Annotated in this window: 12 protein-coding genes and 1 tRNA gene; 6 read left to right on the forward strand and 7 right to left on the reverse strand. The window is 59.6% G+C overall.

All coding sequences use genetic code 11. The features are described from left to right. Positions 1–74: 74 nt before the first annotated feature. The 4 genes from ACSYTG_RS09320 to radA form a co-directional block, all read right to left on the reverse strand. Positions 75–1,445 carry an amino acid permease gene (locus ACSYTG_RS09320; RefSeq protein WP_489783801.1) on the reverse strand — a complete coding sequence of 457 codons (1,371 nt, stop codon included), beginning with the start codon at positions 1,443–1,445 and terminating at the stop codon, positions 75–77. A 69-nt stretch (positions 1,446–1,514) separates the two neighbouring features. Next, the gene (locus ACSYTG_RS09325) at positions 1,515–3,002 is read right to left on the reverse strand and encodes a hypothetical protein (RefSeq protein WP_086645380.1); all 1,488 of its coding nucleotides are present in this window, start codon (positions 3,000–3,002) and stop codon (positions 1,515–1,517) included. A 619-nt stretch (positions 3,003–3,621) separates the two neighbouring features. Beyond that, positions 3,622–3,695 (reverse strand) — tRNA-Gly (locus ACSYTG_RS09330). A 58-nt stretch (positions 3,696–3,753) separates the two neighbouring features. Beyond that, positions 3,754–5,145, reverse strand: coding sequence for a DNA repair protein RadA (gene radA, locus ACSYTG_RS09335; RefSeq protein ID WP_489783802.1), 1,392 nt, complete (start codon positions 5,143–5,145; stop codon positions 3,754–3,756). 222 nt (positions 5,146–5,367) lie between these two features. On the opposite strand from radA, the gene ACSYTG_RS09340 reads away from it, so the two are divergent. The 4 genes from ACSYTG_RS09340 (at position 5,368) to ACSYTG_RS09355 (ending at position 9,959) form a co-directional block, all read left to right on the forward strand. Beyond that, the gene (locus ACSYTG_RS09340) at positions 5,368–6,153 is read left to right on the forward strand and encodes an MlaE family ABC transporter permease (protein WP_086645233.1); all 786 of its coding nucleotides are present in this window, start codon (positions 5,368–5,370) and stop codon (positions 6,151–6,153) included. Positions 6,154–6,164: 11 nt separating this feature from the next. Further along, entirely contained in the window at positions 6,165–6,953 is a 789-nt protein-coding gene (locus ACSYTG_RS09345) for an ABC transporter ATP-binding protein (RefSeq protein ID WP_179290102.1), read from the forward strand. Positions 6,954–7,041: 88 nt separating this feature from the next. Next, the gene (locus ACSYTG_RS09350; RefSeq protein ID WP_165925134.1) at positions 7,042–7,185 is read left to right on the forward strand and encodes a hypothetical protein; all 144 of its coding nucleotides are present in this window, start codon (positions 7,042–7,044) and stop codon (positions 7,183–7,185) included. Between the two features lie 350 nt (positions 7,186–7,535). After that, positions 7,536–9,959 carry a DUF3772 domain-containing protein gene (locus ACSYTG_RS09355; RefSeq protein WP_373321585.1) on the forward strand — a complete coding sequence of 808 codons (2,424 nt, stop codon included), beginning with the start codon at positions 7,536–7,538 and terminating at the stop codon, positions 9,957–9,959. An 89-nt stretch (positions 9,960–10,048) separates the two neighbouring features. Here the strand turns inward: ACSYTG_RS09355 and ACSYTG_RS09360 are convergent, their stop codons facing one another. Further along, positions 10,049–11,545 (reverse strand): replicative DNA helicase, encoded by a 1,497-nt coding sequence (locus ACSYTG_RS09360; RefSeq protein WP_086645231.1) that lies wholly within the window; start codon positions 11,543–11,545, stop codon positions 10,049–10,051. Between the two features lie 62 nt (positions 11,546–11,607). Further along, positions 11,608–12,258: a guanylate kinase gene (gmk, locus tag ACSYTG_RS09365; RefSeq protein WP_086645378.1), complete on the reverse strand. Its 651-nt coding sequence runs from the start codon at positions 12,256–12,258 to the stop codon at positions 11,608–11,610. A 110-nt stretch (positions 12,259–12,368) separates the two neighbouring features. Here gmk and ACSYTG_RS09370 point away from each other — a divergent pair, with 110 nt between their 5' ends. Together ACSYTG_RS09370 and ACSYTG_RS09375 are read left to right on the forward strand one after the other, a co-directional pair. Continuing rightward, the gene (locus tag ACSYTG_RS09370) at positions 12,369–13,187 is read left to right on the forward strand and encodes an SDR family NAD(P)-dependent oxidoreductase (protein WP_489783803.1); all 819 of its coding nucleotides are present in this window, start codon (positions 12,369–12,371) and stop codon (positions 13,185–13,187) included. Between the two features lie 44 nt (positions 13,188–13,231). Next, positions 13,232–14,578 carry a purine-cytosine permease family protein gene (locus tag ACSYTG_RS09375; protein WP_489783804.1) on the forward strand — a complete coding sequence of 449 codons (1,347 nt, stop codon included), beginning with the start codon at positions 13,232–13,234 and terminating at the stop codon, positions 14,576–14,578. On the opposite strand, the gene rlmB is transcribed toward ACSYTG_RS09375, so the two are convergent. Further along, positions 14,542–15,360, reverse strand: a complete 819-nt coding sequence (rlmB, locus tag ACSYTG_RS09380) for a 23S rRNA (guanosine(2251)-2'-O)-methyltransferase RlmB (protein ID WP_165925138.1) — start codon at positions 15,358–15,360, stop codon at positions 14,542–14,544. The genes ACSYTG_RS09375 and rlmB overlap by 37 nt on opposite strands. Positions 15,361–15,393: the final 33 nt, after the last annotated feature.

The raw sequence follows: 15,393 nt of genomic DNA on the forward strand, positions 1-15,393 counted from the left end.
GCCCGAAGGAGCCAAAACCAGAAAGGCCCGCCATAACTGGCGGGCCTTTCTGGTTTACGGGGTAAGGCTAAAAATCAGACGGTCTGTTTGTTCTGCATGGCAAAGTAGGATGCCAGAGCGTAGCAGACCACCGATGTACCCAGCGTTGCCAGAGCGGTCATACGCTCCTCGGGGTTGATCAGCATGGCAACAAACACCAGCACCACACCGGCAAGGGTTGCGTAATTGCACAGCGGGAACAGGAACAGCGTGTAATTCCCTTTTTCTGTCCCATTCCGGCGGGCTACAAAACGGGTGGTGATATAAGCAGTTACAATCAGGCTGTAGATCAGCAGGATAACCCCACCGCTACAACTCAGCAGAAACGCAAAAATGGTCTGCGGCGCCAGAATGGAGGAAAACGCCACCAGAGTGCCCGCAATGCTGCTGACCGTAATGGCCAGCCTTGGCGCGGAACTGGCGGAACGGCGGGTCAGGAACGCCGGAGCATCGCCCTGTGCGGCCAGTTCGGTCAACACGCGCGAGGTAATATACATGGCGGAGTTAAGGCAGGAGAGAATGGCGCTCAGCACCACAATGCGCATCATCATGCCCGCACCGGGAATGCCCATTGTATCCATGGCGGTTACAAAGGGGGAGCGCCCGGCCACAATGCTGTTCCAGGGCACAACAAGCAGGATCATGGCAACAGAGGCCAGATAGAACAGGGTTACGCGTGTACCAAGGCTGCGGGTAACCCGTGCCACGTTCTTGTCCGGCTCGGGGGATTCGCCGGCCGCAACCGTTGCAATTTCCGACCCCATCATGGTGAACAGAATGGTGGGAATAATGGACAGCACCGCCACAATACCATGCGGCATAAGGCCACCATGCCCCACAAGGTTATGCCATGCCGGTACGCCGGGGCCAAAAACATGCACCACATACAGCGCGCCAACAGCCACAAAAGCCAGAATGCTGAACACCTTGACCGCGGAAAGCCAGAACTCGCATTCCCCAAACACGCGTGGAGCCGCAAAATTGACCAGTTTAAGCAGCACGATCAGCCCAATGGACAACACCCATATTGGCAGGTGAATCCAGTCCTGAATCAGGATTGCTCCGGCTATGGCCTCGCTCCCCAGCACCACAACCCAGAAAAACCAGTAAAGCCAGCCCGAGGTAAAACCCAGCCTGTCCCCGTGTGCGGCGCGGATATATTCTACAAACGAACCACGGCCGGGGTCTGCCACCACCATCTCGCCCAGCATGCGCATGACCAGAATAACCAGTAGCCCGACCATGACAAAAGCCAGCAGAACCGCCGGACCTGTCGCCTGAATTGCAGCCCCGCTCCCCACAAACAGACCCGCGCCAATGGTCCCGCCCAGCGCGATCATGGCGATGTGGCGGCTCCGTAGCCCGGTGGCAGGTTTAACGGTGGGCTTGGTGTTCTGCTCAGCCATTGAGGGGTCCTTTATTCTTGTTGGCTTGGTGCGTTCATAACTCAAGAGGAATAAACTGGGAAATGCCCCTTAAAAGTGCTTGTAAAAATATGCCTCAACCACTCCGGCGTGATGGCCAATTTTGGGCATGGGCTGGCTCCCCGGCACCCCGGCTTTAGACAGGGCCCGCCCTGCCGGTCCGGCAAAGGCGGCCCCGCCAGCCAGTGCGGCGGATGTGTTTTCGTCCAGCGTGTATTCAACCGAGGCATCCAGCTCGTCCGACACGTGGCGGCCGGTGTTTTTGAGCCCCATGCCCGAAACATGGATAAGCGACAGGTCATAAAAATGCAGACCAAGCTTGACCTGATCACCCGGGCGAATCAGGTGCACGGGGGGGATCACGGTCAGGTCAATCTGGTGGTCCTCCAGATCGGACAGAGGGGCCAGATACATGCCCACAATTTCGCCCGGCCAGTAGCCGCCATAAGTGTAGCGCTTACCATCATACAAAAAGAACGTATCGTAGTTGTGCTTGACGCCCCCCTTGGCATTTTTGCCGCCACCAAAGCGGGTGTAACGGTAAAAAACATGCGGGGTCCATGGCAGCATGGAAAACGTATAGCCCGGCTCAAAATACATTCCGTAAGCCGAGACCCCCTTATACCCGTTGCCCGGGTGGCTGTTCTGCTCCGAAACAAAATTGCCATAGAACGTAAAGTTCTTGGAAATACCCATGGCCTTGACCGGCAGCACCGTGCCCCCCCAGCTCAGGGCAGCCACATTCATGCCATTCCGGTCCGCACGGGTTGAATAATCATAATGGGCGGATGTATCGGCATCCCGCACATGAAAATAGGTGAGCGTTACATAAGCGGCGCGGTCGGCATAAACCGATGCCCCATGCCCGCCAGCCTTGTTGGCAAACCATGTCACGTCAAACCCGACAAAACTGGTTTTGGGCCGGTCAAAGCCCCGGTCAATATCGTTATCCGAATTGCTTTCAAGCATGAACACATCGGCGCGGATGGGGTCGCCTTCCAGCTTGATCACCCCGGGGCCGGAAAAAGCAAAACGGGGCGCATACCACCATGCCCCGCGCTCACCCGAGCTATAGGTGCCCTTGCCGATCAAAAACCCGTCATCCACCGCAAAAGCCTGACGTCCGCCCTGAACGGTAAAAACCTGATGCCCGCCCGCCAGACGCACCGGCACACGCACTCCGGCATAGGCTTCTTCCAGATAGATCGAGCGTGGGGTACCCGATGTTTGCGAAACCTGCTCGGCATCCCCATCCCCCAGGGTGGTTGCACCAATGGCTGAGGCATTGCCAATGACGTCAAACCCCCAGCCGGTCTTCCATTCCCCCTTAAGCATGGGCTTGCCATACAGTTCGCCATAGGTCGTGTTTGCATGGCGTGTGTAACCACCCGAAGCCCGGGGCGCGTAGGACCCACCGCCAAAATTGGTGTGCGGCAGATGGAACGCAGCCCCCCCAATATCCAGCCCGCTCTGGATAGTGACGCCACTAATCGAGATAAGCGTCTGTTCTGCCTGTGCGGGCACGATCTCGCCCAGCATGCTGAGCAACAGGGAACAGAAACCAAACCTGAGCGCGCCGGAAAGCCCTGCCCCCGCCGCACGGGCAGAACATGCGCGCCCCCTGCCAGCAGGGTATGGCTGCACAGCCTGAGCGGGAGCGTAACGGAACAGGCCAACATGATTTTTGGGTGTTTGCAGCAGACCAGTCACGCCCAGAAGCACTCCCCTTGAAAATAAGCTATAGAACCCGCGCACCCACAGTCCGGGCCAAGCAATGACATATAATCATCGCATTATCCTATAATATGTTCAAGATGATATAAGAAAAAATACGCACCATCCTTACTTATGTATTCTTTAAACCACTCCACTACAGATACAAGTAATGGGATAATTTTATATCGTTTCTTTTACGGTTCATCCTGAAAAATAACCTTAATATACCGACACCGAAATAATATACACAGTAATCAATTCAGCCCCTGTTAACCGCGCCCGCCCAATATATTTTAATGGATACATAAAGCATGGCCTGCCGCACCCGCTTATTGCGGGTAAAATGCAGACACACAGCCCCTACACCCCACCATGCCGAGAAGCAGGTTTGGCGTGGACCGAAAAATATTTTTTTCCAGAATTATTTAGGGGAAAGCACGCATGGAGCGGATGAGGGGAATCGAACCCCCGTATGCAGCTTGGGAAGCTGCCGTTCTACCATTGAACTACATCCGCAATAGCGCGTGGGCGGCTTATAGCGCGCTCCAACACGACTTGCAATGCCATACGGATATTATTCCGCCTCCACATCCGGGCCAACCAGATCGGAAATATGGCCCAACTCAAGCAGGCTCATGCCTTCTGGCGGGCGGGAGCGCGCGCTCCCCCGGGCTATGCGGCGTGGCAGAACGGCCTGTGTAAAGCCCAGCTTGGCGGCCTCCTTAAGCCGTGCATCCGCCTGCGACACCTGCCTGACCTCCCCCGATAACCCGACCTCTCCAAAATACACGGCACCGGGGCTTGTGGGTACACCACTGGCGGCAGAAACCAGAGCCGCTGCCACAGCCAGATCGGCCGCAGGCTCAACCACCCGAAGCCCACCGGCCACATTAAGGTAAACATCCATGCCCGATAGCTTGAGCCCGCAACGTGTTTCCAGCACCGCCAGCAGCATGGCCAGACGCCCGCTGTCCCACCCCACCACGGCCCGGCGGGGCGCGCCATCCCCCCCTTTGGGGGAGAGCAGCGCCTGCACCTCCAGCAGCACGGGGCGCGACCCTTCCAGCCCGGCAAACACGGCGGAACCGGCAATATTGCCCCGCCGCTCGGCCAAAAACAGGGCAGAAGGATTGCTGACCTCCTCCAGCCCACGGTCTGTCATGGCGAATACGCCAATCTCATCTGTCGCGCCGTAGCGGTTTTTGGCAGCGCGCAGAATACGGAACTGGTGCCCCCGGTCGCCTTCAAAATACATGACCGCATCCACCATGTGCTCCAGCACACGCGGGCCAGCCAGTGCGCCCTCCTTGGTCACATGCCCGACCAGAATAAGGCTGAAGCCCCGGCGCTTGGCCGCCCTGATCAGCTCAAACGCGCAGGCCCGCACCTGCGAGACTGTTCCGGGCGCGCTATCCACCGTTTCCAGCCACATGGTCTGGATGGAATCGATCACCACCACCTTAACGTCCGGCTCGGCCTCAAGCGTTGCCACAATATCCGCAACGTTAATGGAGGCCGCCAGGTCCAGACTGGATTCCGCAACCCCCAGACGGATGGCGCGCAGGCGGATCTGGTCTACCGCCTCTTCCCCCGAAATGTAGAGAACCCGCTCCCCCTTGCCCGCCAGACGGCTGGCCGCCTGCAACAGCAGGGTGGATTTGCCAATACCCGGGTCCCCCCCGACCAGCACCACAGAGGCCGGAACCAGCCCGCCGCCCAGCACCCGGTCCAGCTCCGCAATACCCGTGCCCGTGCGCGGGGGAAGTTCAACCTTGCCCCCCAGCCCGTGCAGTTGCACGCGCCGCCCCTTGCCTGCGCGGGGGGATGCCGAGGAGGCCGCCAGAGGCTCCACGGCCATTTCTTCCAGCGTGTTCCATTCCTGGCAGGCATCACACTGGCCTGCCCACTTGGCATGAACAGCGCCGCACGCTTTGCACACATACTGGCGGGACGTTTTTTTGGCCACGAAGACTCCCCTGTTCCTGCCCTGCTGGAGCGTTATAAATGGAATAAAACAAGAACAAACTCAAGCCCCGGCACAGGCAGTGCCCCACACCACACCAGTGCGTGGCCTCCCTTCAGGGCCGACAAAACAAAACCATGCTTTGACGAACCCGGCCCGAACGGGTTACGGCTCACACCACAGCAGACCCAGACCACACACAACAGGAACAGACAGCCCGAACCCATGGATATGGTGCTTGATCTTGTGGCCCGCACAGGCCGCGCCACACTCTCGCTTATCCGCAGTGCGGGCGCTCTCGCGCTCTTTGCACTGGCGGGGTTGTCCCACATTCTGCGGCCACCGTTCTATGGGCGTGTGTTTGTACGCACATTTCTGGAAACCGGGTTTTTCTCCCTGCCGGTTGTGGCCCTGACCGCCCTGTTCTCGGGCGGGGTTATTGCGCTGCAATCCTATACGGGTTTTGCACAGTACCACGCCCAGAGCGCCATAGCCGGGATTGTGGTGCTGGCCGTAACCCGCGAACTTGGGCCCGTGCTGGCTGGCCTTATGGTGGCTGGCCGTGTGGGGGCCGCCATGGCCGCCCAGATTGGTACCATGCGCGTGACTGACCAGATTGATGCGCTGAGCACGCTCTCCACCAACCCCATGAAGTATCTGGTCGCCCCCCGCCTGCTGGCAGGCATGATCGCCCTGCCCCTGCTGGTTCTGGTGGCAGACGTACTGGGGGTGGCTGGTGGCTTTACGGTTGCCGTGGTCAAGCTCGGGTTTTCTCCCACCGCTTATATTACGGCAACGCTTAACTCGGTTAAGGTCATGGACGTAACGGTGGGTCTGGTTAAGGCCGGGCTGTTCGGGTTCCTGATCACGCTCATGGGCTGCTATTATGGCTATAACAGCAAGGGCGGGGCCGAGGGCGTAGGCTCTGCCACCACATCGGCCGTTGTGGTGGCCTCCATTCTACTGCTGGCCTTTGACTACCTGATTACAGACCTGTTCTTTTCACAATGAGTGCCGCAGCCATGGACCAGAGCATGACCAGTGCTCCCCCCAAAATCCGTATTCGGGACCTGCACAAATCCTTCGGGGATAAAAAGGTGCTCGATGGCATTTCGCTCGATGTGCCGCAGGGAACGTCGTTTGTCATTATTGGCGGGTCAGGCTCTGGCAAGTCCGTTCTGCTCCGCTGCATTCTGGGCCTGATGACCCCGGATTCGGGCAGTATTGAAATTGATGGCGAGGACGTACTTGCAGCCTCCGCCAAGCGGCGCGACCAGCTCCGTAGCGAAATTGGCATGCTGTTCCAGAACGGCGCGCTGTTTGACAGCCTGCCCGTATGGGAAAACGTGACCTTTGGCCTGCTCGCCCTCAACAAGCTGACCCGTGCCAATGCACGCGACAAGGCCGGGGCCATTCTGGAGCAGGTGGGGCTGGCCCCTTCCGTGGGGGACCTGTTCCCTTCCGAGCTGTCTGGCGGCATGCAAAAACGTGTCGGGCTGGCGCGCGCCATTGCTGCCCAGCCCAACATTCTGTTTTTTGATGAACCCACAACCGGGCTGGACCCGATTATGGGTGCTGTCATTGACGGGCTGATTGTGGATTGCGTTAAAAAGCTCGGCTCCACCGCCATTGCCATTACGCATGACATGGCCTCCGCCCAGCGGATCGGGGATGAAGCCGCCATGCTCTACAAGGGCAAACTTGTCTGGCAGGGGGCTGCGGCATCGCTCATGGATAGCGGCAACGATTACGTGGACCAGTTTACCCACGGCCGCCGCCAAGGCCCGATTACCATGGAATTAAGACGATAACGATTTTAACGGCCTTCTAATTACCTTGCCCATGGCAGGCGGGAATGAGATAGAGACACTCATATCCATTTGTGGAGAAAGACACATAATGAAACGTGCGGTTCTGTTGCTGGCATGCGCGCTTGGACTTTCCGCCTGTGGAATGTTCCACCACCCTCCGCACCAACTGACCAAACCCGCACAGTGGGAGCCCTTGGGCTACCACGACCACCTGAGCAGCAGCGACAACTAACCCGCACAAGGCAACCCACCGGGCACAACACGGGGTGCCCCGGGCGGGCTATCCGGGTGCCGGCGGGTATAAGCGCCACGCACCCCGTGGCGGCTGGCAGCAGGGTATAAAATACGTCCTGCCATCGGGCGCAGGCCACGCAAGGGCAAGCCAGTAATGCCCGTATGCTCTACAGTATGGCCCTTGCCGCCAGACCGTTTTCAAAAAAGATAAACTTTTCTCACATTAATCCGGCCATGGTATAAAGCTCCCCGGCTTTGCGCCATGGCGGCATGCAACCTGTTATCCGCCCTGATCGTTTTAAGCCGTAATGTTTCTTCTCCACGGCGCAAGGTTGCCTGATGCTTCGTATGCCTGTCCGCGTAGTTTTTTTACTTTCGCTCTTCCTCTTTTCCCTTCCCGGCCTGTCCGCTCCGGCTGGTGCGCAGAATACCGACCAGCCCGTAACGGCAGGCAGTGCACCTACTCCCCTGATCATGAGTGCGCAGGATATTGTTTCTGACAAAACGCTTGATGAAATCGGGGCGGAAATCCGCTCGATCTACACAAGTGGCATAGCGGAACAGCAGGCAGGACACAGTGCGCTGGACCTGAGCGCGCTGCTCCAGCGTGCAACGGCGGTTTCCACACGCACAGACAGGTTGATGGCGCGGATCAAGCCGTATCAGGACATCTACCAGAACTTTGTGGATATTCTGGGCAAGCCCCCCGCCAAGGATGACCCGCCCGAAGCCGCATCCATTACCGAACAGCGCGCAAGCCTGAACCGGCGGCAAAAAGATATTTCCGCCCGCATGACCCGGCTCAGGCTTTATCAGGTCGAGGCGCAGCAGCTCGTAAATGAACTGCGCCAGCATGACAGCGCCATCCAGCAGGCCACGCTGTGGCAGCAGATGCCCTCCCCCCTTGGGGTCAACTTCTGGTCGCAGTTTGTACAAAGCGCACCACAGGATGGCCGCAGGCTGAATGCACTTGGGGCCGAAACCCTTGCCATGCTGGCAACAGCCCTGACCGGCAAACGGGTTTTTATAACATTGGCGGGCCTGTGTGCATCCATTCTGCTGCTGGTCGGGTGGCTGAACGCACGCAAACCCGTGCGCCTGCTGTGTAGCCGCTTTTTGCCCACAGGCCGCGTGCGCCCCATTGCCGCAACGGTTCTGTGCGGGGCAATAAGCGTGCTGGCCTGCGCCATCTCCTTTCAGGTTTTCTGGAACACGCTGGCATTTGACAACCCCGCCGTGGGGGATGATCTGGACCAGCTTGCCAGCATGGTTGCCACACAAGCCCCCTTGTGCGGGTTGGTGCTTGAGCTTGGGTTCTGCTTTTTAAGCAGCAAGGCAGAATGGCGTGTTTTCAACATGTCGGACGATCTGGCCCGCAGCCTGCGCCTGTTCCCCGCATGGTTGGCCATTGCCATGATCGTGCGGGGCATCCTGCGTTATGTGGATACGCAGAGCGGGCTTTCCCTGCTGAGTGTGCAGCTTATGGATGGGCTTTATACTCTTGCGGTCAGCCCGCTCCTGTTTGCCATTCCGCGCAAGCTGCGCCTGACAGCCGCACAGGATCAGGAGGAAGATGCCGAACCGGGCGTAACGGAGCAGACCCCGCCACTCGCGCAGTTCCTACGTAGCATGGCCATGGGTATTTCCATCATCTGCTGGATTGCAGTACTTTCGGGCTATATTCCCCTCGCCTATACCCTGATCTCGTGGGTGAGCGTCATGGCGCTGAGCATGACCACGCTCTTGCTGCTGTCCATGCTCACAACCGCCATTGGGGGCGCACTATTTGCCTCCCGCGCGCCGCTGGGCCGCCATCTGGTGGAACTGGGGCTGCCACCGCGCCTGATCAATCAGGCCAGTATTCTTATCCCCGGCCTGATCAACGTGCTGCTGCTGGCTGTAGCCTATGCCGTGGCCACATCGGGCGCCAATTTTGACCCGCCCCAGATATGGCAGCAGCTTTACTCCCTGTTCCACGGCACGGAGGACAGTAATACATCCTCCGTCTCGCTCGATGCCATTCTACTGTGCATTGCCTTGCCGCTGGTGGGGTACCAGGCCATCAAAATTGTTAAATCGTGGTTCCAGCAAAGGTTTTTCCCCGCCACCAATCTGGACATAGGCGCACAGGCCTCCATCCTGAGCATACTGGGGTATGCGGCATGGATCCTGATCGGGCTGGCCATGTTTGCAGCCCTTGGGGTTACGGTCAAAAGCATGACATGGGTTGTCAGCGCCCTGTCGGTGGGGATTGGTTTTGGCCTGCAATCCATTGTGCAGAACTTTGTATCGGGCATTATTCTTATGGCCGAACGCCCTGTATCTGTTGGGGATGTGGTGACCATTGCCGGGGTTACCGGCAAGGTGGAGCGCATTAGCGTACGCTCCACGGACATAAGGCTGGACGACAAATCCACCATGATTGTCCCGAACTCGCAGTTTATTACATCCGCGGTCAAAAACGCCACACGGGCACAAAAGCCCGGCGTGTTTACCGTGGAACTGGACCTGCCCTTTGCCTCGGACCTGAACAAGGCCAGCAGCGTGGTGATTGCCACCCTGAGCGCCTGTGCCGATACCGACCCGGACAGCCCCCCGACCGTAAGCATGACATCGGTTGCCGATGGCTCGGCTGTGCTGACCGGCTCAGCCAAAGCACGCGACGGGGTGGAAATAAAAACCGCCCGCAGCAGCGCGCTGTTTGCAATCTGGCAGGCGTTTCAGGAAAACGAGATCCCCGTCACATTCCGCCAGACCGTCCGCGCGCCCTAAGCGCCCGCCCACAACAGCAAAAAGCCCGGCCCCATTATGGGAGCCGGGCTTTTTTACGCGCAGGTCACACCAGCCAGACGTGGCGGGCATTACTGCTCGTGAATATTATCCAGATCGGCAAAGCGTGTGTATTCGCCTTCGAAGAACAGGTTAATGGTGCCTGTTGGCCCATGACGCTGTTTTTCCAGAATCAGTTCGGCCTTGTTATGGACCAGCCCCATCTTGCGCTGCCATTCGTCCATGGCCACTGCGTATTTGTCCATGGAATCATAGGCAGTTTCCTTGGGCATACGCTGTTGCAGGTAATATTCGTCACGATAGACGAACATCACCGCATCGGCGTCCTGCTCAATGGAGCCGGATTCACGCAAGTCAGAGAGCATTGGCCGCTTGTCCTCACGGCTTTCCACCTGACGGGAGAGCTGGGACAGCGCAATAACCGGCACTTCCAGTTCCTTGGCAATGGCCTTGAGGCCCTGCGTGATCATGGAAATTTCGAGCACGCGGCTTTCGGGGCGGGTGCCAACGGAGGGGCGCATAAGCTGGAGGTAATCCACCACAATCAGGCTCAGCCCCTGCGTGCGTTTAAGGCGGCGGCAGCGCGTACGCATGGCAGAAAGCGAAATGGCAGGCGTATCATCAATCAGCAATGGCAGGCGGGACAACTCGTGGCTGACCCGCACAAACCGGTCAAACTCCTTTTGCCCGATATCACCCCGGCGGATACGCTCGCCCGATACCTCGGCCTGTTCGGACAAAATACGTGTAGCAAGCTGCTCGGCCGACATTTCGAGCGAGAAAATGGCAACAGACCCATTGGGTTTGCCCCCTTTTTCCTCCGCGTCGTCCATCAGGGAGCGCGCGGCGGAAAAGGCAATCTTGGTCGCCAGCGCCGTTTTACCCATGGCCGGACGCCCTGCAAGGATAAGCAGATCGGACGGATGCAGCCCACCAGTCTTTTTATCCAGATCCCGCAGGCCGGATGTCAGGCCCGTAACGTGCCCTTCGCTCTGGAAGGCAAGGGCTGCTACATTGATTGCGCCTGTGAGCGCCTTGTTGAAGGCGACAAAATCGCCCTCCTTGCCTTTTTCGGTCGCCAGTTTGAACAGGGCTTCTTCCCCTGCCTCAATCTGGTCAGGGCCGGACAGGTCCCCCGTTGCCCCAAAGGCGCTGTTAACAACATTTTCGCCAATCTCAATCAACTGGCGGCGGATCCACGCATCATGGATGGCGCGCCCGTAATCCCCGGCGTTAATAATCCCGACCATGGACGTCAGCAGTTTGGCCAGATAGGCCATGCCGCCCACGTTATCGAGCATGCCGGAGTTTTCCAGCTCCGCGCGCATGGTAACGGGGTCGGCCAGTTGCCCGTTTTCTATCCTGCGGGCAATGGCGGCATATAACTGCCCGTTCACGCGGTTGGCAAAATGCTCCCCGGCCAGAAAGTCGGATACCCGGTCATACGCCCGGTTATTGGTCAGCAACGCGCCCAGCAGCGCTTGCTCGGCTTCAATATTGGCCGGGGGCTGGCGCAGGGTCAGCCCCAGCAGGCCATCTTCCTTTGGTTTGTCGGTCTGTGTTGTCATGCTCACATTAATGGCCTGTTACGGGTGCGGGTCTGGCATATGGCGCGGGGCAGGTTGGGCTTTCAGGCACCAAAGGTGGCCACAAAATCGGCAAGTCCGGTTTGCCTGCGCGTTAGCAGGCGGCCCGCTACCAGCACGGAGCGTGCCTCGGCCACGGCCCGGTCCAGTTCTGTGTTGATGATAACACTATCAAACTCCTGCCAGTGCGAAATTTCATCCCGCGCGGCAGCCATACGCCGGGCAATTTCATCCGGGTGGTCGGAACCACGGCCATGCAGGCGGCGTTCCAGTTCCTCCAGAGAGGGGGGGAGCACAAACAGGCTGATCACATCCCCCGGCAGGGCTTCGCGTATCTGCCGGTGTCCCTGCCAGTCTATGTCGAACACCATGTCATGGCCTGCGGCAAGGGCCTGCTCCACCGGCGCGCGGGGGGTGCCGTAGCCCCGGCCGAACACAATGGCCCATTCCAGCAGTTCACCCGCCTGCGCCATGGCCTCAAACTGCTCCATGGTCCGAAAATAGTAGTGCACGCCCTCTTTTTCCCCCGGTCGGGGCTGGCGCGTGGTCACGGACACAGAATGTTTGAGTTTTGTATCCGACGCACGCAGCGCATTGGCGATTGTTGATTTGCCAGCACCCGAAGGGGCAGAAATAACAAGGCATACGCCCCGCCGCGTTGCATGACCCGGATGAGCCGTTCCATTGTGCGCCATACTGCTCTTTTCACACCCTGTCTGTTCAAACTTACGCTCTTGCCCCTTCATGCCAGAAGCGGCCATGCTGCGCCACCGCGCTCTATGCCACAAGGAAGGCGGACCTTGCCATGCAACACAACACTGTTCTCATAACCGGTGCATCCTCTGGTCTGGGGCGCGCACTGGCCCAGACTCTGGCCCGGCCCGGCCGCACGCTCTGGCTGGGTGGGCGCAACACGGCACGGCTGGAAGAAACAGCGCGGCACTGCATAAGCCGTGGCGCTGCCGTCCACCTGAACATATGCGATGTCACAGATACCGCAGCCATGGCGCAATGGGTGCATGGCACAGGTGGGGTGGACATGGTTCTGGCCTGCGCGGGCATTACCGGCGGCACGCGCAGGCCCACTGGCCCGGATAGTGCTGCCACCGAACCACAGGCCCAGATCCGCCGGATTTTTGCAACCGACCTGACCGGCGTGCTCAATACCGTGCTCCCCGCACTGGAACTGATGCAAAGCCAGCCCCGCGCCGCAGATGGCATGCGCGGGCGTATCTGCGCCATTTCCTCCGTAGCCGGGCTTGTCTCCTTCCCCGGTACGCCCTCTTACAGTGCAGCCAAGGCGGCGGTGGACCGGTTTATGGTGGCAACCGGGGGCACCGCCAAAAAGGCGGGTATTCTGCTCAGCTCCGTTGTCTGTGGTTTTCTGGACACGCCCATGGTGGCGCGCAACACGTTCCCCATGCCCGGCCTGACCGATGTTAACAGCGCATGCCGCCGCATTCTGCGCGGGCTTGCGCGCAATGAGCGGCGCATCACTTTTCCGCTCTGGCTGGCGGCGGGCTCACGCCTTATGGACCTGTTGCCCATAACACTGGCAGAAGCCTACTATAACAACCAGCCTGCCGGAGCCCCCGGCAGCATGCCCGAACCCGACCTGAGTTGACCCCAAACCCCGCCCCCCAGCCCAATGCAGAAAAAACCCCAGACATGACGCAGCACACCCCCCTGCGCGCACATGCCGTAATGGAGGACATGTCCGCCGCCGCCGTGCGCGAACCTGTGCCCGAACACCTGAAAACCATGCGAATGGACCGCGTGTTCTGGAGCCATTTTGCCCCCAATCTGGGGTTGGGCGGCTGGGTTACAGGGGCGCTGCTGGCAAGCATGGGGCTGGATTTTAAAACAGGGATTGCCGCCGTAATACTGGGCAACCTGATTGGCGCACTGCCCGTAGCACTGGCTGCTGCCATTGGCCCTGTAACCGGGCTGACGCAAATGGAGGCCTCACGCCGTGCGCTGGGGCAGATGGGCCTGCGCCTGCCTGCGTTCCTGAACTGGATTTACTGCGTGGGGTGGGACGCGGTGAACAACGTACCCGCAGCAACCGCCCTGATTGCACTGCTTCTGGCAGGCGGCATACACGCCCCGTTCTGGGCAGCCCTTGGCGTGCTGGCCGGGGTGCAGATGCTGGCCTCCATTTACGGCCATCACGTGGTGCAGACATTGCAGAAATATCTTGGCGCGTTCCTGCTGGTGGCCTTTGCGTTTATTGGCATTGTGTTTGCCCTGCGCGGGCAGGCACCACTCGGCAGTCATCACCCCGTCAGCGTGAGCACATTCTTGCTGGCTGTGGGGGTTCTGGTCAGCTTTAACCTGTCATGGGCGTCTTATTCTTCGGATTATACGCGCTACCTGCCTGCCAGCGCCAACTCCAAAAAAGTGGTGCTGCTTGCGTTGGCCGGGTTGCTGGCTTCGGCCATTCCATTCCAGATTCTGGGCCTGATTTCAGCCGGTAGTGTGGCGGATGCTTCACCCACAGCGGTTATTGCATCGCTCCTGCATACTCTGGGCCCACTGGGTACGTTTGCACTGGCTGCCATTGCGCTGTCTTCCATTACCGGCAATTCGTTCAATGACAACACGGCAAGTTACAGCCTTATTTCCGCCGGGGTGCATGTACCCCGCGTTGCTGCAGCCATACTGACAGCCACACTGGGCTACGTGCTGGCCGTAGCCGGTGCAGGGCGGTACACCACGCTCTACACTGACTACCTGATGGTGACCATGTACTGGATTGCCCCGTGGATCGGCATTGTGCTGGCGGACTGGTACTGCACAGACCACACCCCACGGCCCACGCCAGTCGGATGGACACGGGGTGCCAGCATATTTGCCATAACCACCGCCCTGACCGTTGGTCTGTTTTCCACCAGCAGCCTGTACACCGGCCCCATTGCCCGCTGGCTGGGTGGGGCCGATATTGGGTATTATGTCGGGTTTTTTGTTGCTGCTGGCTGTTACGCGGCAGGCATGCCGCGGCGCACCAGTTCATAAAGCCCGAGTGCGGCCGCAACGGACACATTCAGGCTTTCCATCTCACCGGGCATGTACAGTCCGGCAATTTCATCACAGCTTTCACGCGTCAGGCGGCGCAGGCCACGCCCTTCCGCCCCCAGCACAAGGGCTACGCGCCGCCCGTCAAACCCGGCACCGTTCAGGATTGTGCCGCCAGCATCCAGCCCCACCGTCCAGCAGCCCGCCTTTTGCAGCATTTCTATTGCGCGGGAGAGATTGACCTCGCGCACAAAAGGCACGGTTTCCAGCGCGCCGGATGCGGCCTTGGCCAGCACGGCGGTTTCCTCCGGAGCATTGCGGTCCTGCACCACAATGCAGGCCGCCCCAAAGGCTGCGGCAGAACGCAGTATGGCGCCAACATTGCGCGGGTCTGTAACCTGATCAAGCACCAGCACGGGGCCGGGGCGTTCCAGCGCCTCCTCCAGCGAGAGCGAGGGCAGAATCTGCGCCAGCATGGCCACGCCCTGATGCACCGCCTCCGGCCCCAGCAGGTCGTCCAGCCGCGCGCGCTGCACCAGTTCGGGGTTGACCTGCAAGCCCCGCCCACCTGTGCGTGCGGCTTCTTCGAGCACCGGGTGTTCGGCCTCGGTCACCAGCAGGCGCTCGTACACCCTGCGCGGGTTGGCCAGAGCCGCCGCCACGGCATGTGTACCAAACAGCCAGCATTTGCCCGCCGGGGCCGTACCATCGCGCCCACCGCCACCATGGGCGGATGAACGGGAGCGGCGTGCGGGGCGTGCGGCTTTGCGGGGGTTCTGCATGGACAATACGGTTCCAGGTTGGAGTCACTCTGC

Source organism: Acetobacter sp. ESL1128, from assembly GCF_058505085.1.

Excerpts from the sequence above, each read along its gene's own strand:
- ACSYTG_RS09320 (WP_489783801.1), bottom strand. The coding sequence starts at position 1,445 with ATGGCTGAGCAGAACACCAAGCCCACCGTTAAACCTGCCACCGGGCTA.
- ACSYTG_RS09325 (WP_086645380.1), bottom strand. The coding sequence starts at position 3,002 with ATGCTGGGCGAGATCGTGCCCGCACAGGCAGAACAGACGCTTATCTCG.
- ACSYTG_RS09340 (WP_086645233.1), top strand. The coding sequence starts at position 5,368 with ATGGATATGGTGCTTGATCTTGTGGCCCGCACAGGCCGCGCCACACTC.
- ACSYTG_RS09345 (WP_179290102.1), top strand. The coding sequence starts at position 6,165 with ATGGACCAGAGCATGACCAGTGCTCCCCCCAAAATCCGTATTCGGGAC.
- ACSYTG_RS09350 (WP_165925134.1), top strand. The coding sequence starts at position 7,042 with ATGAAACGTGCGGTTCTGTTGCTGGCATGCGCGCTTGGACTTTCCGCC.
- ACSYTG_RS09355 (WP_373321585.1), top strand. The coding sequence starts at position 7,536 with ATGCCTGTCCGCGTAGTTTTTTTACTTTCGCTCTTCCTCTTTTCCCTT.
- ACSYTG_RS09360 (WP_086645231.1), bottom strand. The coding sequence starts at position 11,545 with ATGACAACACAGACCGACAAACCAAAGGAAGATGGCCTGCTGGGGCTG.
- gmk (WP_086645378.1), bottom strand. The coding sequence starts at position 12,258 with ATGGCGCACAATGGAACGGCTCATCCGGGTCATGCAACGCGGCGGGGC.
- ACSYTG_RS09370 (WP_489783803.1), top strand. The coding sequence starts at position 12,369 with ATGCAACACAACACTGTTCTCATAACCGGTGCATCCTCTGGTCTGGGG.
- ACSYTG_RS09375 (WP_489783804.1), top strand. The coding sequence starts at position 13,232 with ATGACGCAGCACACCCCCCTGCGCGCACATGCCGTAATGGAGGACATG.
- rlmB (WP_165925138.1), bottom strand. The coding sequence starts at position 15,360 with ATGCAGAACCCCCGCAAAGCCGCACGCCCCGCACGCCGCTCCCGTTCA.